The organism is Winogradskyella sp. (genome assembly GCF_025210595.1).
Taxonomy (GTDB): Bacteria; Bacteroidota; Bacteroidia; order Flavobacteriales; family Flavobacteriaceae; genus Winogradskyella.
Map to the genome: position 1 here is coordinate 1 of NZ_JAOARH010000102.1, position 20,331 is coordinate 20,331.

Annotated in this window: 20 protein-coding genes; 3 read left to right on the forward strand and 17 right to left on the reverse strand. The window is 32.4% G+C overall.

The features are described 5' to 3' along the window. Nucleotides 1–2,421, reverse strand: a 2,421-nt coding sequence (locus N4A42_RS11180; RefSeq protein ID WP_294073977.1) for a choice-of-anchor L domain-containing protein, incomplete at its 3' end; no start/stop codon positions are given. A gap of 183 nt (nt 2,422–2,604) precedes the next feature. Between N4A42_RS11180 and N4A42_RS11185 the strand changes: the two genes are divergently transcribed. The 3 genes from N4A42_RS11185 to N4A42_RS11195 all read left to right on the forward strand — a co-directional run bounded on the left by N4A42_RS11185 (nt 2,605) and on the right by N4A42_RS11195 (nt 4,684). Continuing rightward, nucleotides 2,605–3,507 carry a NifU family protein gene (locus N4A42_RS11185; protein WP_294073979.1) on the forward strand — a complete coding sequence of 301 codons (903 nt, stop codon included), beginning with the start codon at nt 2,605–2,607 and terminating at the stop codon, nt 3,505–3,507. A gap of 74 nt (nt 3,508–3,581) precedes the next feature. Beyond that, nucleotides 3,582–3,782, forward strand: coding sequence for a dodecin family protein (locus N4A42_RS11190; protein ID WP_294073981.1), 201 nt, complete (start codon nt 3,582–3,584; stop codon nt 3,780–3,782). Between the two features lie 86 nt (nt 3,783–3,868). After that, complete coding sequence (locus tag N4A42_RS11195; protein ID WP_294073983.1) at nt 3,869–4,684, forward strand: mechanosensitive ion channel domain-containing protein; 816 nt, start codon at nt 3,869–3,871, stop codon at nt 4,682–4,684. On the opposite strand, the gene tsaB is transcribed toward N4A42_RS11195, so the two are convergent. The 16 genes from tsaB to N4A42_RS11275 all read right to left on the reverse strand — a co-directional run. Continuing rightward, nucleotides 4,681–5,352, reverse strand: a complete 672-nt coding sequence (gene tsaB / locus N4A42_RS11200; RefSeq protein WP_294073985.1) for a tRNA (adenosine(37)-N6)-threonylcarbamoyltransferase complex dimerization subunit type 1 TsaB — start codon at nt 5,350–5,352, stop codon at nt 4,681–4,683. The two genes, N4A42_RS11195 and tsaB, sit on opposite strands and share 4 nt — an antisense overlap. A 20-nt stretch (nt 5,353–5,372) precedes the next feature. Further along, on the reverse strand, nt 5,373–6,677 hold the full coding sequence (locus N4A42_RS11205) for an efflux RND transporter periplasmic adaptor subunit (RefSeq protein ID WP_294073987.1): 1,305 nt from the start codon (nt 6,675–6,677) through the stop codon (nt 5,373–5,375). A gap of 2 nt (nt 6,678–6,679) precedes the next feature. Next, complete coding sequence (locus N4A42_RS11210) at nt 6,680–8,122, reverse strand: TolC family protein (RefSeq protein ID WP_294073989.1); 1,443 nt, start codon at nt 8,120–8,122, stop codon at nt 6,680–6,682. Nucleotides 8,123–8,172: 50 nt separating this feature from the next. Continuing rightward, the gene (locus tag N4A42_RS11215) at nt 8,173–9,333 is read right to left on the reverse strand and encodes an efflux RND transporter periplasmic adaptor subunit (protein ID WP_294073991.1); all 1,161 of its coding nucleotides are present in this window, start codon (nt 9,331–9,333) and stop codon (nt 8,173–8,175) included. 118 nt (nt 9,334–9,451) lie between these two features. After that, nucleotides 9,452–10,711, reverse strand: a complete 1,260-nt coding sequence (locus tag N4A42_RS11220; RefSeq protein ID WP_294073993.1) for an ABC transporter permease — start codon at nt 10,709–10,711, stop codon at nt 9,452–9,454. Nucleotide 10,712: 1 nt separating this feature from the next. Next, nucleotides 10,713–11,957 carry an ABC transporter permease gene (locus tag N4A42_RS11225; protein ID WP_294073997.1) on the reverse strand — a complete coding sequence of 415 codons (1,245 nt, stop codon included), beginning with the start codon at nt 11,955–11,957 and terminating at the stop codon, nt 10,713–10,715. After that, complete coding sequence (locus N4A42_RS11230) at nt 11,950–12,651, reverse strand: ABC transporter ATP-binding protein (RefSeq protein WP_294073999.1); 702 nt, start codon at nt 12,649–12,651, stop codon at nt 11,950–11,952. Before N4A42_RS11230 ends, N4A42_RS11225 begins: the two co-directional genes overlap by 8 nt. Before the next feature lie 132 nt (nt 12,652–12,783). Then, a complete protein-coding gene (locus N4A42_RS11235) occupies nt 12,784–13,014 on the reverse strand; it encodes a hypothetical protein (protein ID WP_294074001.1) in 231 nt (76 codons plus the stop codon). Next, on the reverse strand, nt 13,007–13,555 hold the full coding sequence (locus N4A42_RS11240; protein WP_294074017.1) for a DUF420 domain-containing protein: 549 nt from the start codon (nt 13,553–13,555) through the stop codon (nt 13,007–13,009). The genes N4A42_RS11235 and N4A42_RS11240 overlap by 8 nt, the downstream gene beginning before the upstream one ends. Nucleotides 13,556–13,626: 71 nt before the next feature. Next, on the reverse strand, nt 13,627–14,376 hold the full coding sequence (locus tag N4A42_RS11245) for an SCO family protein (protein WP_294074003.1): 750 nt from the start codon (nt 14,374–14,376) through the stop codon (nt 13,627–13,629). Beyond that, on the reverse strand, nt 14,369–15,079 hold the full coding sequence (locus N4A42_RS11250) for a hypothetical protein (protein WP_294074005.1): 711 nt from the start codon (nt 15,077–15,079) through the stop codon (nt 14,369–14,371). The genes N4A42_RS11245 and N4A42_RS11250 overlap by 8 nt, the downstream gene beginning before the upstream one ends. Nucleotides 15,080–15,176: 97 nt before the next feature. Beyond that, complete coding sequence (locus tag N4A42_RS11255) at nt 15,177–15,623, reverse strand: cytochrome C oxidase subunit IV family protein (protein WP_294074007.1); 447 nt, start codon at nt 15,621–15,623, stop codon at nt 15,177–15,179. A 21-nt stretch (nt 15,624–15,644) separates the two neighbouring features. Next, nucleotides 15,645–16,646, reverse strand: coding sequence for a cytochrome c oxidase subunit 3 (locus N4A42_RS11260; protein ID WP_294074009.1), 1,002 nt, complete (start codon nt 16,644–16,646; stop codon nt 15,645–15,647). Nucleotides 16,647–16,683: 37 nt separating this feature from the next. Beyond that, entirely contained in the window at nt 16,684–17,283 is a 600-nt protein-coding gene (locus tag N4A42_RS11265; RefSeq protein ID WP_294074011.1) for a cytochrome c oxidase subunit 3, read from the reverse strand. A gap of 70 nt (nt 17,284–17,353) precedes the next feature. Next, on the reverse strand, nt 17,354–18,226 hold the full coding sequence (gene cyoE, locus N4A42_RS11270) for a heme o synthase (protein WP_294074013.1): 873 nt from the start codon (nt 18,224–18,226) through the stop codon (nt 17,354–17,356). Between the two features lie 116 nt (nt 18,227–18,342). Next, on the reverse strand, nt 18,343–20,331 hold a 1,989-nt coding region (locus N4A42_RS11275; RefSeq protein WP_294074015.1), incomplete at its 5' end, for a gliding motility protein RemB.

Sequence of the window (20,331 nt, forward strand, 5' to 3'; positions counted from 1 at the left end):
AACTCCTGTCTGTACTCCTATAACTTCTGCCTCACTTAAACTTAAATCAAATTCCACTAAACCGTCTGTGTCATCATCACAAACCGATAATGCTGAAGGTGAATTTGCCGTTGGATTACCTAATACTTCTAAATCTAAGGTAGTTATAGCATAACATTCTTCGTTTAAATTATCCTCTAATCGCACATATATAGTTTGATTGTTTGGAGTTATATTTTCATAAGGAACTACAAGAGGTGGCATATCGTTTTCAGCATCGGCTAAAGTTAAATGATAAGTAACATTAACATTATCTGGATTATTAGTTCCAATCACTTCCGTATCTCTATCTGTTAAAATAAAAGTCCCTATTCCATCAGTTATATCACCATCACAAACCAACAATGGTGTTATTGTACTGCTAATTACAAGATCGCTAAACAATAATTGAAATGAAGTTGTATCGAAACATTCTTGTGAGTCATCTGCTATTCTCACCCATATTGTTTGTGGATTAGACACATTAGTATAATTAGTCGGTAAAGGCCCTACATTGTCTATAGCGTTTTGCTCTGTAAGGTGATAAGTTATAATAAAATCATCTGCATCTTGAACGCCTAAAACATCATCATCATTTTCAGATAAGTCAAATTCAGATACCGCATCTGCGTCACATATTGACAAATCTTGAGCAGGATTAGCTGTAGGACTAGGCTTAAACTCAACAAATATACTATCTGATGCTTCGCAACCTGGTGCAAAGACTACATCAACAAAATAATAACCTTCATCCGAAACATCAATTGTAGAACTTGTCTCACCTGTAATAACAGTTGCATCACTTATATCATTAGAATTTGCCGAATAATACCATGTATGTGTTGCTAAAGTCGCAGCTGTATCTAAAGTTACTGAAACACCACCACATTCAGCTGTACCAGAAGCAATAGTAATATCATCCCCTAACTCACCTCCTAAATTAAAACTTCCTGCCTCTAAAAATATTGCAGAATCCCAAATAGAGTCTCCTTCATCACCAACCACTAACTTTATCTCGTATGTAACTCCTGCTGTAACTGGGGCGGTTGCAGTTAAAACAACTGTTCTACCATCATAATTTGTTTCTCCAATATTATAGCCTTCAAAATAAGTTGGATTAGCAGTACATGTACCAGAATTATTAATATTAGTAACATTAACAGGCGTGCCATCAGGCAAAACTGCTAAATTAGTATAAGCTATAGTACCTACTTCTCTCAATAAAAACGCAAACCCATCTGCAAAATTACATTCAGTTGAGCCATCATACTCTTCTGAAAACATCATATATCTAAAACTGATATTATCTTGAGTAGGCACGAAATTAAATTTTACAAAAGTAGCATCGTTAGTATTAGGTTCGCCTATAGCTGCTTGTAAATCGGCATCACCAGGTTGCCCATTATTAAAACTAACTCTACCTACACCACCAGCTGTTGGTACGTATGTATTTCCTGCTGGAAAAGCTCTACCTGTAGTAAGGATAATACCCTCTTCAAACGGAAAGTTTACAGCTCCACCTTTAGTAAAGTAACCATAACTTTTAGTCTCTAAATCACTTGGTTGCCCATTTACCTGAACCGAAAAATTATCTACCGCAGAGCACCCTCCAGACACTAAAACATTCTCAACAAGTTCTGGAAGCGACATCGCTGATTCTGGGTAAGCTGAATTATTAATTGTAACAACTGCCTCCAAAACGTTAACAAAAAATGTTGTTGTTTCTTGACATCCAAGAGGATTATCATCTTGAACGGTTAATGTTACAGCATAAGTCCCTGTTGCATTGAAAGTATTTGAAGCCATTGCTCCTGTAGCTGTATTTCCGTCACCAAAATTCCAAGAATACGTTGCATTAGCACCATCTACAGAAAATGTTGCAGAACCAGTAAAATCTACTGTTTCGCCAGGCAAAATTTCTAAAACATTAGGGGATGTTTCTATAGGAACAGTTGCTACTGACGGAGTAATTGTTTGGCAAGAAACCGCACAAATGATATCTGCTTCCCAACCTGTTGTATTTCCAGAACCATTAGACGTAAATGTAATGGTTAAACATCCTGATGTATTTGCAGCAGAGGCTACAATGTTGCCAGGAGATGCTATCCCAGAAAATGCACCTACAAGTGGTGCTGTTGTATCATCACCATCATAAATAGTTATAATATCTGCATTGAGCTGAGTACTGAATTCTGTGAAGTTTAAAATAATAAATTCATCAGCATTTTGTGGACAAATTGTAGTTGTAAAGTTTTCATCATTTCCATAATTACCAAACTCACCACCAGAATCAAAAAACTTATCTGGCGCACAACGCACATATGTACCATCTTGCATCGAAAGATCTTGCGAAAATCCGATAGCTGAAATTAATAGGGCTGTAACAAAAATTATCTTTTTCATAGTTAGTTAGCTTCATTAAAAAACTTCATTAATACATTATTATTTAACATATTTAATCTTGTTTTAATAAATGAGGACGAAATTTAATGAAATTATATGAATTGACTTAAGAATTTAGGCACAAAACATAATATATAGGACTAACGTTTCATCTCGATATTTCATATTTTTGTAAAAAAAAAGATGACTAAGACAAAAATTACAATAGTTCCTACTTCTAAGGAGACCATCATTAAGTTTGAAGCCGATCGCTTTTTAACAAACCACAACAGCTTTGAATTCAACAATATAGACGAAGCTAAACATTCACCATTAGCACAACAAATGTTTTATTTACCGTTTGTAAAAAAAGTATACATTGCCTCTAATTTTATAGCTATTGAACGTTACAACATAATTGAATGGGCAGACGTACAAGATGATGTAGCTAAACAAATTGAAGATTACTTATCTAATGATGGAGTTATTGTTAATGAAGATTCTAAAAAACCCAAGTCTGCTGTTACAGTCTATGCAGAAAGCACACCTAATCCAAGTGTATTAAAATTTGTTTGTAATAAAGCATTAGTCCCTAATATTTATGAGTTCACTTCTATAGAAGAAGCCAAATCATCACCATTAGCCACTGAATTATTTCAATTTCCATTTGTGAAAAATGTATTTATGGAAAAGAATTTTATTTCCATAACCAAATTTGACATTATAGAGTGGCAAGAAATCACACTTCAGTTACGTGAGTTTATTAAATCTTATATAGAGAATGACAAAACTATTTTAAATGATGACGCTCCTCAACAATTAAATAAAACAGAAAAAGCTATTGAGCAAAAGTATGAAGCTTTAGATGACACTTCTAAAAGCATTGTAAACATTCTAGAACAGTATGTTAAACCTGCTGTTGCTAGCGATGGTGGTAATATTGAATTTAGATCTTACGATGAGCAAACTAAAAAGGTAGAAGTATTATTACAAGGAGCCTGTAGTGGTTGCCCATCTTCTACTTTTACTTTAAAGAATGGTATTGAAACAATGCTTAAAGATATGCTTAATGACAATTCAATTACCGTAAATGCGATAAATGGTTAAAGTCAATTCGTTTTTTGTGACTTTTTCAATTTTAGAGTTTCTAAATAGTACTAATCTAAATAAAAACAAATATTATGGCAGTAATGAAAGTTATAGAAGTATTAGCAAATTCTGAAAAAAGTTGGGAAGACGCTACTCGCAAAGCAGTAAAACAAGCTGCAAAAAGTGTTAAACATATTAAGTCTGTTTATGTTCAATCGCAAAGTGCTGTTGTTGACGGCGATAATGTTACAGAGTTTAGAGTAAATGTTAAAATTACTTTCGAAGTAAAATAAACTATTACTATTCGAAAAAAAATAATATAGACTCGGTACAAAAATTAACCGAGTCTTTTTTGTTAAATATAAATTAATCAAACCACATGGATAATACACAAAAATGGATTGACAAAGGCTATGACTTAATTGTTGAATTTGGCCCAAAAGTAATCGCAGCTATTCTTATATGGATTATTGGTAGCTGGATTATTAAAATACTTATGAAAGGCATTAATAAAGCTATGCATAAAGCTAATTATGATGATAGCTTAAAAAAGTTCTTACTTAATTTACTTAAATGGATTTTTAAAATTGTCTTAATACTTGTTGTTCTTGGTACTGTAGGTATAGAAACAACATCATTTGCTGCTATTTTAGCTGCTGCAGGTTTAGCTATTGGTATGGCTCTACAAGGTTCTTTAGGGAACTTTGCAGGTGGTGTGCTGTTAATGATTTTTAAACCCATTAAAATTGGAGACCTTATTGAAGCGCAAGGCGAACTTGGTGTTGTAAAAGAGATTGAAATTTTTACAACTAAGCTTTTAACTCCAACTAATAAAGAAGTTATTATACCAAACGGAGCACTATCTAATGGCAATATTGTAAACTATTCTACTGAAGGTAAATTACGTATAGATTTAACTTTTGGAGTAAGCTATGATGCAGACATAAAACAAACCAAAGATATTTTAATGAATGTTTTAACCTCTCAACCAAAAGTATTAAAAAATCCAGCCCCAACAGTTAATGTCTCTGAGCTAGGTGACAGCTCAGTTAACTTTGCTGTAAGACCTTGGAGTTCTATAGAAGACTATTGGGATGTGTACTTTGACACGCATGAGAATGTAAAAATAGCTCTTGATGCTGCTGGTATTGAAATACCATATCCACATTCAGTTGAAATTCAAAAGAAAGGTTAATTCTTCTTCTTAATTGCGATAAAATCCTTTAAATAAAAAGGTTCAAAATAGGCGACATCTTCGATGTCGCTTTTTTTATACTTCAAATTAGACAATACAGCCATTTCTCTTGCCGAAGGTAATTTACCCTCTACAAAAATTGCATTTGGATGATCTATAAGTTGTTTTGTTTTCTCTACACCATTACCTACAAAATACACCTTTCCTTCTTTTAACAAATCGGCATAGCTGTCTTCCGAAAGCACTTCAGCTTTAACCTCTCTAAACATGCCATACTCATTTGTTAATATAGCTGAATAAACCTCCATACGTCTTGCATCTAGCATTGACACTATGTAACCTTGTTCAGTATTAACTTGATGAGCTAAGCTCTCTAAGGTTGATACCGAAATTAGCGGTTTATTTAATGCAAAACAAAGCCCCTTTGCAGAAGACACTCCTATTCGCAAACCTGTATATGAACCAGGCCCTTTACTAACAGCTACAGCATCTATCTCTTCTGGTTTTATCTTTGCAACTTCAAATACTTCTTTAATAAATACATGCAAAGTTTCTGCATGCGAATAATTAAGACTATTATCCTCTTTTAAAACCAAAATCTCTCCATCTTTAGACAGAGAGACTGAGCAATTGGTAGTTGCTGTTTCTATATTTAGCACTAAGGCCATTTATAAATATGTTTTTAAATTTACTCTTCTTCTTTCTCTTCAGAAGATTTTTCTTTTTTATTCTTTGGTTCTATAAGATCACCAGGCTTTAAACTCTTAGAAACCATATTATAAGGCCCTGTTATTATCTTATCATTTTCTGTTAAACCAGAAATAATCTCAATATTAGTGTCATCTTGTATTCCTGTTTTCACTACTCTTAATTTAGCTTTACCATTATCATCAATAAATACACATTCAAACTTTTCTTCTTCTTTTTCTGATTGTTCTTCAAAATCTGAAGACTTGCCATAAGGTTTTTTGGTTGAACTCGTATCTGTTTTTATAACAATAGCACTAATAGGAACTGCGATAATATTCTCTCTTCTTTTAGTAATAATATCTACAGTTGCTGTCATTCCTGGTCTAAAAGGCGAATAATTCTCTGGTTTTCCTTCAGTTAATTCCTTGTATGACTCTTCTAATACTCTAACTTTAACTTTAAAATTAGTTACTTGATCTGCAGCTAAATTACCTGCAGCCGAATTTGCTATTTCAGTAACCACACCTTTAAACTCTTTCTTTAAATATGCATCAACTTCTACAATTGATGAATCCCCTATACTAACTTTTACAATATCATTTTCATTTACATCAACTTCAACCTCCATGTTGTTAAGATTAGCAACTCGTAAAATTTCTGTACCAGCCATTTGTTGTGTTCCCACCACACGCTCACCAAGCTCTACATTTAACATAGAAATAGTGCCACTCATTGGCGCATAAATGGTTGTTCTGGTTAAATTATCTTTAGCTTCATTTACAGTTGCGGCTGCACTTTGCACATTATAATATGCAGAATTCTTACTTGCTATTGCTGTTTCGTAAGCTGCTATAGACCTATCCCAATCTGCTTTAGATATTACTCCTTTATCAAATAACGATTTATTTCTATCATAATCTGCTTTGGCTTGCTTTAAACTAGCTTCGGTTTGAGCTAAACCTGCTTTTACATTTTGATAAGAAGCTTGAGACCTACTTACGGCAGACTGAATTAAGTCTGGATTTACTCTAACCAATAAGTCTCCTTTTTTCACTTCTTGACCTTCTTTGAAAGGTAATTCTAAGATTTCACCTGAAACCTCTGAAGATATTTTTACTTCTACTTCTGGCTGAATTTTACCTGTAGCAGAAACCGTTTCTATAATTTCTTTTAAGGCAACTTCCTTCACAATGACTTCTTTAAAATTTCCTTTTTTACCAAACCACCCCAATGATTTGCCTGCGACAAGAAAAACCAAAAGAAGTACAACTATTCCTAAAATAATTTTTACTGTTTTACTCATAATTAAAACTTTAATTCAGTTGCCGGAATTCCGAAAAATAATTCCAAAACCTTTAACTTAAATATATAATCGTATTTTGATCTATTCAATTCTATTTTTGCATTATCAAATCTAAGTTTTGATTGACTAAAATCAAAGGCATTTGTTAAACCCACATCATATCGTTCCTTAGCGTAATCATAAGCTAGCTCTTGTGATTCTAATGCTACTTGTGCCGCCTCATAAGATTTCAATGCTCCTTTAGCATCAACGTAAGCTTGATATACTGTAGATTCTAAATCTAATTCTGCCTGCTCTAATTGAAATTTAGCACGCTCTAAACTCACTTTATTTCTTTGTACATTTCCTTTTGTACTAAATCCGTTAAAAATTGGAATATTTAAATTGAAGCCATAGCCAATACCATCATTTTGATATAATTGATCAATAAATGGATCTGCAGCTACCTCTACAGGAAACGTATTTGGAAAAGTTCCTACTACTACCTCACCTGTTCCTTGCACTGTACCTATTTGCTGTGTTATAGTTGGGTTATTCGGATCAACTTGTTGTGTAAAACTTGGTGTATCTGCATATCTTGTATTATATCCAAAAAATGCTGTTAATGTTGGTAGGTTTGCTCCTCTTGCTATTTTTAAATCCATCTGAGCCAATTCAACATTTTTTTCTGCAATTTTTATCTCAGATCTATTCTCTTTTGCTGAGGCTATAATTTCAGATACAGCTCTATTTGAAACTCCATCATCAACAATATTGTAACCTTCATCCTCAATATCAAAATTTTCGTAATCTTTAATTAAAAGCAATTGTGCTAGGCTAATAAGTGATATCCTAACGTTATTTTCTGCATTTATAATTTGCTGTTGCTCACTAGCATCAGTAGCTCTAATTTCTAATAAATCACCTCTAGGAAGAGAACCTGCATCAACCAACTCTTGTGTTCTAACTATTTGTTCTTTAGTCACCATATTTTGAGATTTCAGAACTTCTAAATTTGCTTTGTTTAATAAAACCGTTAAATAACCATTAGCAACATTAAGTGAAATATCGTCTTTCATTTTATCTAATCGATACTGGCTAGAAAGCTTAGACATATCTGCACGTTGTAGTTGCCTAAAATTTCTTAAACCATCAAACAATGTATATCCAACATTTATATTTCCGCTAGCAGATAAAAATGTTGTTGTTTGTGCATTATTTGTTACTGGGTTAAAACTAAGACCTGTATTTTCTGAAATACCACTACCTGCATTAAGACTAGGAAGAAAGTTACCTTTAGCTGTTAGTTTTTCAACTTCTGCTAATTTTATATCAAGCTCACTTTGCTTAACAGAAATATTATTCTCTAATGCATACTGAACGCATTCTTTAAGTGTCCATTTTTTGTTTTGCGCTTGCCCAATAAAAGCAAAAAGAACTATTATTATTATGGTTATTTTTTTCATGATGTCTATTTGTCTATCTAAATACTGATGTGTTACATTAAATGCTAAAATTATTGCCCTGCAAATTCTTGTGCACCTTGTACAGGATTCCAAACTTTTATTTTATCGTCTTTAGTAATGCCTTTTTTCACCTCTACAAAGATGCCATCACCAATACCTAACTCTAATTCTTTACGTTCGAATTTTTGATCTCCAATTTCAATTTCTACATAAGGTTTTTTAGTCTCATCATCATATTGTACTAAAGCTTCTTTTATAGCAAGCACTTTTTCGGCTTTTTCCAAAATAATAGAAGCGTTAGCACTTAAACCAGCTCTAATAAATGTAGAGTCCATTTTTTTAAGAGTACCTTTTATTTCAAATTGAATTGCTCCATTTTCTTCAACACCTTTTGGTGCAATATAGTCTAAAACAGCATCGAAATTTTGATCTTCAATAGCACCTACAGTAATTTCTAACGGAAGCCCTTCTTTAATTTTCCCGACTTCACTTTCATCAACTTTTCCTTCAAAAATCATTTTTGTTACATCAGCTAATGAAGCAATAGACGTTCCTTCGTTAAAATTATTAGCTTCAATAACTTGGTTACCTGCCTTAACAGGCACATCTAATACCATACCTGAAACAGTTGCTCTTACCTGTGTTTGTGCTATACTTCCTAAGCCAGAAGTAGTTCCAGTCTTAATAATGTCGTAATTTTGGCGCGATTGTGTAACATTAATTCTAGCTTGTTCTACATCTTGCTTTGCTTGTAGATACGTATTATTAACTTGGTCGAACTCGTTTGCAGAAATAACTCCTTTATCGAATAATGCTTTTTGACGATCGTAAATTGCTTTTTGAGTTTTATAATTGATTTCGGCTGTCTGCAATGATGTACGATTTGATGCAATATTATTTTTAGCACTTGTTAAATTAGACACATTAGGAATTACGCGAATTTTAGCAATTAAGTCTCCTTGTTTCACATAATCACCAGCTTCAACAAAGACCTCATCTACAACACCAGAAATATTAGGTTTAATCAACACCTCTTCTTTTGGAACAATACTACCTGTGGCAACAGTTTTCACCACTATTGTTTCTTCTGTTGGCACTTCTGAAACATAAGTTATTGGATCTTCTTGGTTTTTTTGCCATAGATAATACAATGCAGCTGCAAAGAAAACTACAATAAGTATAAGCCCGATTAATGTTTTTGTTCTTTTCATGTGTTAATCTCTATTTTATTTAATGGTCACATATATCCTTAAATTATATAAACAAACCCTAGTTAGGTAAACATAAATTTTCTTTATATAATAACGATTTCATTTTTTAATGGTTAATTTATTCGATTCTTAAAGCATCAACAGGCTTTAATTTTGTTGCTCTAGTTGCTGGAATAAAACCAGCCGCTAAACCTGAAACTATTAAAATAATAAGTGCTATAAAAACAACCTGCATGCTCACAGATGGATTGGCAAAATTTTCAGTTGGGCCAACATTATCTAATATGGCATTTATTCCCCAAATTAGAAATGCGGCAAAAGAAATACCTAGCATTCCCGATAATGTTGTAAGCACCAAACTCTCTTGAAGAATTTGCGATTGAATAGTCCAAGGCGAAGCACCAAGCGCTCTGCGAATACCAATTTCTTTAGTGCGCTCTTTTACTACGATAAGCATAATATTATTTATACCTATAATACCAGACATTAACACCAATATACCCACAAAATATCCTACTATACTTAATATAGAAAACAAGCCTGTAATTCTCCCAAATCGTTCAGCTAAATCAAAATGCCCAATAGCTCTATCGTCTTCTGGATGCACTTTGTGCCTAGATTTCATTAAATCAAAAACTTGCTGTTTAATACTTGTTATTGGCACATTATCATTAGCGGTAATTGCCATCCACCCAACACGATCTCCTCTATTAAATGCTTGCCCAAAGGTTGTAAAAGGAGTATAAATAGTATTCGCTTCCTCTTCTTGATCTCCTTGGCTATTACTCATTTTAAAAGTACCTATGACTAAAAAATTAACTCCATTAATTTTAATATAGGTTCCCATTGGATTTTCTCCTTTATCATATAAGGCTTTAACAACACCTGTTCCTATAACGCATATTTTACGTTTTTCATTAATATCAGAATAGCTTAAAAACCGACCTTGAAGAATATCCATAGGTTGCTGTTTAATATACTCTGGGTAATCACCATATATTTCAAAAGCTCCTGTTTTTGTGCCTCTAATTACATTATTGTTTCCTCTAAAACCTCCTAATTGGTTTCTTGGCGATACGTATTTTAGATTAGGTATTTGATTTTTAATAGCGGTAACATCATCTATTCTATAATTAAAATAACGTCCTTTAGGCAAACCTTTATATGGTTTAGAAGTACCTTGTGTCCACATAAACATAGAATTAGTAGCAAAATCGCCAAAATCTGCAGTTACTCCATTTTTAAGTCCATTAGTTAATGCTAAGAGTATAACGAGTACAAATATTCCCCATGCGACGCCAAAGGCGGTTAATGCAGTTCTAAATTTATTAGCACTTAGGGCTTCTAATATTTCACTCCAACGTTCTTTATTAAACATTTTATTCGTCTCTTAATGCTACAATGGGTTTTATTTTTGCTGCACGATAAGCTGGAAAAAAACCTGCTAAAGCTCCTGCAAATACAAGAACAAACACCGCACTTAATGCTATATTAAAATCTACTTGAGGATATTTTATAAAATCATGTTCTATTTGTGGTCCTACAAGCTCTAAAAGTCCAAGTCCAAAAATCAACCCAAATAAACCAGCAAACATCGTTACAAAAATGGCTTCTTGTAATATCATACCTATGATAGAAATTGGCAAAGCACCTAATGCTTTTCGTATACCAATTTCTTTTGTTCGTTCTTTTACAATAATGAGCATAATATTACCCACACCAACGACACCTGCGATAATGGTTAAGATTCCTATAATCCAAAACACTAACTGAATGGTATCTATAAGCTTATAAATTTTTTTTGCTTCTTCTAGCGTATTAAACACTCTAATTGCACTTGTATCATCTGGCGCTACAGTATGCATTAACTTAAGTTCATTCTCAATAGCATCTGACATATTATTTGATAGCTTTACGGCTTCTTCAAAATCATCAGACATTTTTACTGTTACTAAAATATTTCTAATATTATCACCAGCTCCAAACACTTTTTGAGCTGTACTTAATGGAATATAAGCTTGTTGTTCTTCGCGCTCACCTCCTGGATCTACAAACACACCAACAACCTTAAAATTCATTCCAAAGATTTTAATGTCTTTATCTATTGGATCTTTATCTTTAAATAAGTCTTGTCGTAAACGTTTTCCTATTACAGCAACTTTTCTTGTTTGATCTAAATCTTTTTGACTTATAAATCTTCCAGATTCCATATCAGCATTTTCTATAAACTGATGATCTGGCATTGCGCCTCTAACACGATAATTTACCGTTTCGTTTTCGTAACTAATTTCTGCACCCCAAATAGAATATATTGCTGTTTCGCGCTCAATATTCTGTTTATATTTTTGGGAAATGAACTCGAAGTTTTCATTTTTCATTTGAATATAACGCCCAGGATTGAGGCCTTTATATTCTTTTGTAGTAACACCTGTCCAAACTGTAATAAGATTTGTAGCATCACTTTCAAATTCAGATTTCACACCATTTTCTAGCCCTTTACTAAACCCTAAAAGAATAACTAATATAAAAATACCAGATGCTACAGAGAGTCCTGTTAAAAATGTACGAAGTTTATTTTTCCGTAGCGTTTCGAATATTTCTTGCCAACGCTCTAAATCAAACATACTGTGATGCCCTTACTTGTTCTACAGTTTTATCATCTATAATAACACCATCTTTAAGGTTAACAATACGCTTGGTCATTTGTGCAATATCATGCTCATGTGTTACCACTAATATGGTTTTTCCTTCGTCATTAATTCCTTGTATAAGTTCCATAACTTCATAAGAAGTCTTGGTATCTAAAGCTCCTGTTGGTTCATCTGCTAATAATACTTTTGGATCACTAGCCAAAGCTCTTGCAATTGCTACACGCTGTTTTTGACCACCAGACAATTCGCTAGGCAAATGATGCGACCATTGCGCTAAACCAACTTTTTCGAGATAATGCATAGCACGATCTGTACGCTCTTTACGCTTAATACCTTTATAATACAATGGCATTGACACATTATCTAAGGCTGATTTATAATTTATTAAATTAAATGATTGAAATATAAAGCCAAGAAATTCATTTCTGTATTTGGCTGCAAGTTTTTCATTTAGACCTTTAATAGGGACATTATCTAAAATATAACTACCTGAATCTGCCTCATCTAGCATTCCTAAAATATTGAGTAAGGTAGATTTCCCTGATCCTGAAGATCCCATTATAGATACAAGTTCACCTTCTTCTACATTAAAATTTATGCCTTTAAGTACGTGAAGCGAATTGCTTCCCATATGATAAGATTTGTGTAAATCTTTAATCTGAATCATAGCGGATTGGTTGTTGTATACAATTTTAAGAAAATCTTTAAGGCTTTTTTGCCAACAAATTGTTAAGAATTCCTTCTAGTTACTATGATTAAGACTAAATAATGCCTAAAATGTTACAGCTTAATCTAAATTTTAAGACTTTTTTGAGGTATTATATGTCCTATAAATAAAATAACCTATGACTGCTACTAAAACATAAGGCACTGCCATAAGAAACATAATACCATCATTAATACCTTCTGCAGCTGCTTGATCATCACCACTTTCTAAAACCGCTCTACACATAGCACATTGTGCATAAGATTGAAGAGTTAAAAGGCTAAAGCCAAGAATTAAAACGATATTTTTTTTTAATTTAAACATAATATGGTGATATCATGAAATACACTATTACTCCTGTAATTGCAACATAAAGCCATAATGGAAAAGTAATTTTGGCTATTTTTTTATGACGCTCTATATTATTAGTAATTGCTCTTACATAAGTTATTAAAACAAATGGAATAATAACAATAGATAATAATATATGAGTGATAAGAATGAAATAATAAAAATACTTTACGACACCTTCACCTCCATACTTAGTAGAATCGCTAGTCATATGATAAGCAACATACATTACTAAGAATGCTACAGATAACGTTATTGCAAACTTTATTAAACTTTCGTGTAATTTCCTATTCTTTCTTTTAATTGCTATTACTGATACAATTAAAACCAATGCCGTAAGCCCATTAATGCTAGCATATATTGGAGGTAAGATAGTAAGTGGCTCTACATCAAAACCTAATTTACGAAGATTAACCCCAAAAAGAGCTGCTACAGCAACAGGAATGATAATTGATAATGCAACTATCCATTTATTGTATTTCTTCTCTTTTTCTTTGTTAGCTTCTATAATCATAAAAACTTCTTTAGTTATATCTATTGCTTCTAGCATTGCTAAAAACTTTTTTCAATTCTTTTAAAGGATCTTTATTCTTTCAATAATTTTGCAATATCTTCTTTTAAAATAGTAATTTCTTGAGGTATGCCATCATCATCTTTACCTTCAGCTTCAGAAATTAATCCATTATAAAATATTAATGGATTTCCAAAATTATCTCTTCTAGAGCGTATAAAACCTTCTTTATCTATTAATGCAAAGTTACCTGAATGTTCAAAACCGCCTTCTACTGTTTCGTCTTTAGCAGTATATAGATTAAAGCCTTTGTTAGCCAATTTATAAATAGCTTCTTCGCTACCTGTCATTAAATGCCAATTAGGATTTACAATTCCATATTTATCTGCATAAGCTTTTAATACTTCTGGCGTATCAATGTCTGGAGTAATTGAGAAAGATGCTACTCCAAAATTTTCAAAATCTTTAAAATGATTTTGAACTTCTACCAAATTACGATTCATAATTGGACAGATTGTTGGACATGTGGTAAAAAAGAATTCAACCACATAAACTTTTTCTAAAAAATCTTCATTTGTAATAACCTCACCATTTTGATTAGTAAAACTAAATGAAGGCACTTTTTTAGGCTGGCCATTTATCTCTAAATAAGCTAAATCACTTTTATTTTTTTCAGAATCTGTTGATATACCTTTACTTCTACTTTCGTCTCTGGTAATATCACTATTATTAATTCTATCTATAATTCTTGGAATAAAAATAATCCCAAAAACTAAGATTACAAATGCAATACCTGCGTAAGAATAGTTTGTTTTATTACTCATTATTTTGTTTTAATTCGTTGTCTCTTCTTTTGTTAGATTGGTCGAATTTACCTTTTCGCTTGTCTCTATACTCTTTAAAGAGTACACGCATGTCTTCTGCTGCCATTTTATTTTTTAATACTGCAACTTCAATACAACTATAGTCGTAAAGTCCATAAACAGCTGCATTACTTTCAATTTCTTTATCTGTTCTATCATCTAATCTACCTCTTTGATTACGATCTCTATCGATTATAAAAGCTGAACTACAGGCAAGATTTTTATCTAATTCTGTATCTGATTTTAAGCTATTGAAAACTTTTCTTATTTCTAGCTCATCAGCATATAGTATATGCCAAAACCTAAGATCCTCGTAAGATTTAATCTCTTTTAGTAATTTTTCAGCTTCTGTTTTAGCTTCATGCGGCAACAACATTACGACTTGGAAAGTTTTAAACCCCTTGCTTCTATCATAAACAAGCTCCTTTAAATTGAAGGCCGACGTAGAATTATCCATTGGTTTTTTTCCAAAAAAGGACAATACTGTTATATGATCTTTTAATTGAATGTCACCCTCATTTAGAGGCAATTCATATATGTTATTTTTTACAATATCTAAAGGGTTATAATTTTCTTTAGATAGTAGCATTACAATAATAAATGCTACAGGTAAAAAAAATAGGATACTTAGTATTGTATAGCGTGTTCTCTTACTTACTTGCATGATGCAAAAATAAAAAAGGTGGTTTAGAAAAACCACCTTTTTTTGATATCATATTTATAACACTATATAATATATAGTGCTAATTTATATTTCTAGCTTAGAAATCTCTCTTAATCAATGCATCTTCTGCATTATATACCTCAAAAACATAACCTCCTTCTTGCAATAATATAAATATTAGATAGCAAATTAAAAAAATACCGGTCCATACTACTGCTCTTCTTAGCCCTTTAGTTTCATCTCTCATGTGCATGAAGTCCCAAGTAATATAATATGCTTTTACAATTGTAAGTACAATGAAAATTAAATTTAAAGGCTTCATATAAACAATAGGAGATAAAATAACATTACCTAATGTTGCAAAAAAACCTCCTTCAAAAGGACTTATCCAAATATGCATTAAGAAGTCTGGTTTATAAATACCCAATACTACTTCTATTGCAGTTACAAATGTTAAAAACGCTAAAACACCCCAAATTTTCTGGGTATTGGACTTAAATTTCCAAAGTCCTCTAAATATTTCTAATTTATGCTCGTGTGCCATAATTAAATCTCAATTTGCTTTTTATACTAAATAGAAGAATGTGAATACAAATACCCAAACTAAATCTACAAAGTGCCAGTACAATCCAACCTTTTCAACCATTTCATAACTCTTTCTTTTCTCATAAGTACCAATTACAACATTAAAGAAAATAATAATGTTTAATACTACACCTGAAAGTACGTGGAATCCGTGAAAGCCTGTAATAAAGAAGAAAAAGTCAGCAAACAGGGGTGTACCGTATTCATTTACTTGCAGGTTTGCCCCTTTAACAACTAATTTTCCGTTTTCCATCAACTGCTTTAACGACTCGTCTCTAGAAAGTACGGTTTTTTCACCATCTTCATTTAACAATTGGGTTCTTATGTGAATATTTTCATTAGCTACCAAACCATTATATATCTCGCTTACAGAGTAAGGAGGTAAGTTACCTTCAGAAACATACCACAAACCATTCTTACGCTCATGTTGAGTTCTTTCACCTTCACTAACAATTGCTATTTCATCAATAGAAACTCTCTTAAACTTTTCTTCACCATTTACATTTACATATTCACCAAACTGTAAGATATTACCACCTTTTGTTTGTACTGCTCCGTAATCACCTTGAATGAATGTTGCCCATTCCCATGCTTGAGAACCAACAAATATTACACCTCCAATAATAGTTAAGAACATGTATAATGTTACTTTGGCTTTATTCATATGATGACCTGCATCTACAGCCAACACCATTGTCACTGAAGACATAATAAGAATAAAAGTCATAAAGGCCACATAAATCATTGGCAACTCCTGACCATGTAAAAAAGGAACGTGAGTAAACACCTCATCAGCTATTGGCCATTCTTTAATAAACTTAAATCTTGAAAAGCCATAAGCCGCTAAAAAACCTGAAAATGTTAATGCATCAGAAACGATAAAGAACCACATCATCATTTTACCGTAACTTGCCTTCAAAGGTTCATTAGCACCTCCCCAAGTTTTTTCTTCTGTGCCAGTATTTGCTACTGTAGAGTCCATAGAGATTATTTAAATTTTAAGATTTCGACAAAAATAATCAAATTATGTCGCTAAAAAAATATAAAAACAAAAACAGCACAAGCCAAAGCAGGTCTACAAAATGCCAGAAATTCGCCGCCAGTTCTAATCCCAACATATTATTGGCGTTGTACCTTTGTTTAAAATGATTATAAATAACAAACATGATACAAATTAACCCTACAATAACGTGCGCGATATGCACAACTGCTATTAAATAAATGTAAGAGATTGTAATATTACTTGTAGGACCAGTAAAATTATATCCTGCTTCAATAATTTGCCCAAAACCTACAAATTGGTTAATAACAAATGTAACACCCAACACTAAAGTTATCAATAACCAAATAGTAGTCATTTGCTTATTGTTTCGTTTCAACGCTTGCTTTGCCATAACAAATGTTAAACTACTCAATAATATAACACCAAGGCTAATAAAAAATGCTTCTGGCAATTCATAATCAGCTAGCCAATCTTTATCTCTACGTTGTTTAGCGCTTATTATAAAAGCACTTATCCAACCAGCAAAAGACATTAGCAAAGATCCTATCCCAAACCAAAGCATCATTTTTTTTGACCTGGCTTTTCTTTCTTCTTGTGTTCCTTCTGTTAAATCCATCTATTTCACCTATTAATTTTATTGCTTATTTATCTATTGCAATTCAATACAGTATAGCATAGCATTACATTCATCTCAAAAATTTATCTACTACATACACAATTTGTAAGAGTGTTATGTAAGAGACCATGACTAACATTAATTGCTTAGCTACTTTGACTGTACGTTGTTGAAATAATCTTAATGCATAGACTATCATTACTATTCCTATAATGAATACAATTATTGCCCCAAAAATTGACAACTTTAAATTTCCTGTATAACCAAAAACCGGAACAATAGAAACAACAACTGTCCATATTGTATATATTATAATTTGCACGACTGTTCCCTTATCTTTTTTCCCGGTTGGCAACATAAAAAAGCCACCTTTTTCATAATCATCATATAAATACCAGCCTAAAGACCAAAAATGAGGAAATTGCCAAAAAAATTGGATGGCAAATAAAGTACCGGCTTCTATGCCAAAACTATCACGTGCAGCAACCCAACCTAGCATAAAGGGAATAGCCCCAGGAATAGCTCCTACAAAAACCGATAGTGGTGTTTTTGTCTTTAATGGTGTGTATATACTTGTATATAAAAATATAGAAATCGCTCCCCACATTGCCGTTTTAGGATTTATTATATAAAGCATTGTTAATCCTAAAATTGTTAATGCTGTAGCAATAATAAACGCAGTACTTACAGACATTCTACCTGCTGGAATAGGTCTATTTTTGGTTCTCTTCATTAAAGCATCTAAATCGCGCTCTATAATTTGATTATAAGCATTAGACGCACCAACCATGCAATAACCACCAAATGCTAAAAGAACTAGTGTTGTAAAACTTATTGTATCTGCACCTAATAAGTAACTAGCTAAAGCAGAAAAAACGACACTCATGGATAAACCCATTTTAGTGACTTCCTTAAAATCTGTTATAACAGATGCTTTTGACATTGAAGATTTTGTACGACTCAAACCCTTTTCTTTGACCTATTCTTAGCGTGCGCAAAGATAGTTTGAAAAAAAGTTTTGACAAACGCAAACCAAAACTTTATAAACTATGTGTTAATTTAGAAATCATTATACCAATTAAACAGGTCTGTTCTTAACCCAATACTAAACCAAAGTGTGTTTGAGTCTATTGTTGTTGCTGTTACAGCTTCGGGATTAAAATCTCTAAACACAACATTAGCAAACAACTTTAAATTAGTTTCCGGATTAACTAAATAACCTGTTTGTATTTCGGTCATAAAACTATTGGTTTTATTTCCTTGACCAATTTTTATATCTGTATCTGCATTACGATCATTGTAATCTCTGTAGATATCTCCTCCATAAGAAAAGCTATCTTCTTCCGTATTAAAATCAAATCCACGTTGGCCAATAATAAGTTTTGCATCAGCAAACCAACGCTCGTAATTATATCTCCCAATTAACACTAATTCTCTAAAGTTGGAGCCCCAAAGATGTGCCATTGGCTGATTAAAGTGTGCATAATTTAAAACGACCGTATTATGCGAATAGGTATAAGGACGTACCTGATTATATTCTGCCTGAAGCAATAAATTATCTACCTTAAATGCATTGTAATATTTTGCACCAAGTTGAAAGCCAAATTTATTCTTCCAGCTTTTGTTAGCTGCTTTAACATCGCTCAAGGAAAATTCATCTACAATAAACTGTCCATATAAGTTTACCTTATTATTCCATTTATATTTTGCACTTAATCCAAGAATGGCGTTTCCAGCCCCTTGACCTGTTTGAAACTCTATAGCTCTAAAAAATATTATCGGATTTAGATAGTTAACATCAAAACCTCTATCATTAGTATCTGCCCACATTACAGACTCAAACAAACCAATATTTAACCGTTTAGATACATTCCAACTTAAATAATGATTTGCCATGTATTTGGTTAAAAAAGCATCATTTTCCACAACCTCTGGTCTTACATCTTTTAACCACATCCAAGTACTAGTATACTTTATTTTCCAAAAACTAGTGTTTAACTTTAAGAATGGGTAAGGGCTTGCCACATCACTTTGAAACAAAGAACGGTAACCATCTCCTATAAAATTTTTTCCATGACCGAATTGAATATTTAAAAAATCTGCTGGTGTATAAGATAAATAAGCCTCTGCAACAGGATAATCATAAGAATTCTCCTTAAAACGTTTAGCAATACCACGACCAGGAATTATTGCTGGATCTGGACCAAAAGCTTTTAAACTTTCTGAATAGGCATTAAAGTAATCTGCAAAACGCCCTTGACTTTCATATACCGAAGCTGATAAATTTAAACGCTTACCTAAACCTGCTTGTATAAAAACACCTCTGGTATTATTCCAAGTGCCATCATCTGCTTCAGAGTCTGAGCCTAGTTGTAAATCTACTATTGGATCTACCGTAAACCAATAATCCTTGCCTTGTACCTGTACTAAATGCTCATTGTACAGTTTTTTACCTAACCAAGAATCGGTATCTTTTTTTAAACGCTCTTTTTCTGCTTTTATATCATAATATCTTGCAACATCATTATAAGCAAAAGGCTTTGCTGCTGTATGGCTATTGGTTCCGATAACGTTCATATCATCATCAAAACGCGCATAATAAGAATGCGTAAAAGGAATATTTAATTGACTGCTGAATTCTAACTTCTGGTAAGGTTTTATTTCAGCATTAACAGCATCAAATTCGCTAGACAAGGTCGCATTAAGGCTCTCTTTTTTAGTCATTTCTTTATCTGTACCATTATCTATCCCTTGTACAGGTTCCACTAAAGGAATAGCAATACTAATATTATACTGAACAAATGCTGGCTTACCATTATAAGTTGCTGGCTTAATCTTAGGCAACATTTTAAAAACGCGTTTGCTTTCATCTTTTAATTCATCATAGATAGCATCTACATAAATTACTTTAAAACTCCCTTCTTTATCTACTTCAAACAACACCTGAACATCTCCTTTATACGCTTTATCAGCTACAATTTGAGGCATCTGAAAGTTTTTAAAAACAAAACTGCTTAATGTATAATTAAAACATGATTTTAATTGATC

Bases quoted from the DNA above. Each gene is read 5' to 3' on its own strand.
- N4A42_RS11185 (WP_294073979.1), top strand. From the start codon at position 2,605: ATGACTAAGACAAAAATTACAATAGTTCCTACTTCTAAGGAGACCATC.
- N4A42_RS11190 (WP_294073981.1), top strand. From the start codon at position 3,582: ATGGCAGTAATGAAAGTTATAGAAGTATTAGCAAATTCTGAAAAAAGT.
- N4A42_RS11195 (WP_294073983.1), top strand. From the start codon at position 3,869: ATGGATAATACACAAAAATGGATTGACAAAGGCTATGACTTAATTGTT.
- tsaB (WP_294073985.1), bottom strand. From the start codon at position 5,352: ATGGCCTTAGTGCTAAATATAGAAACAGCAACTACCAATTGCTCAGTC.
- N4A42_RS11205 (WP_294073987.1), bottom strand. From the start codon at position 6,677: ATGAGTAAAACAGTAAAAATTATTTTAGGAATAGTTGTACTTCTTTTG.
- N4A42_RS11210 (WP_294073989.1), bottom strand. From the start codon at position 8,122: ATGAAAAAAATAACCATAATAATAATAGTTCTTTTTGCTTTTATTGGG.
- N4A42_RS11215 (WP_294073991.1), bottom strand. From the start codon at position 9,333: ATGAAAAGAACAAAAACATTAATCGGGCTTATACTTATTGTAGTTTTC.
- N4A42_RS11220 (WP_294073993.1), bottom strand. From the start codon at position 10,711: ATGTTTAATAAAGAACGTTGGAGTGAAATATTAGAAGCCCTAAGTGCT.
- N4A42_RS11225 (WP_294073997.1), bottom strand. From the start codon at position 11,957: ATGTTTGATTTAGAGCGTTGGCAAGAAATATTCGAAACGCTACGGAAA.
- N4A42_RS11230 (WP_294073999.1), bottom strand. From the start codon at position 12,651: ATGATTCAGATTAAAGATTTACACAAATCTTATCATATGGGAAGCAAT.
- N4A42_RS11235 (WP_294074001.1), bottom strand. From the start codon at position 13,014: ATGTTTAAATTAAAAAAAAATATCGTTTTAATTCTTGGCTTTAGCCTT.
- N4A42_RS11240 (WP_294074017.1), bottom strand. From the start codon at position 13,555: ATGATTATAGAAGCTAACAAAGAAAAAGAGAAGAAATACAATAAATGG.
- N4A42_RS11245 (WP_294074003.1), bottom strand. From the start codon at position 14,376: ATGAGTAATAAAACAAACTATTCTTACGCAGGTATTGCATTTGTAATC.
- N4A42_RS11250 (WP_294074005.1), bottom strand. From the start codon at position 15,079: ATGCAAGTAAGTAAGAGAACACGCTATACAATACTAAGTATCCTATTT.
- N4A42_RS11255 (WP_294074007.1), bottom strand. From the start codon at position 15,623: ATGGCACACGAGCATAAATTAGAAATATTTAGAGGACTTTGGAAATTT.
- N4A42_RS11260 (WP_294074009.1), bottom strand. From the start codon at position 16,646: ATGGACTCTACAGTAGCAAATACTGGCACAGAAGAAAAAACTTGGGGA.
- N4A42_RS11265 (WP_294074011.1), bottom strand. From the start codon at position 17,283: ATGGATTTAACAGAAGGAACACAAGAAGAAAGAAAAGCCAGGTCAAAA.
- cyoE (WP_294074013.1), bottom strand. From the start codon at position 18,226: ATGTCAAAAGCATCTGTTATAACAGATTTTAAGGAAGTCACTAAAATG.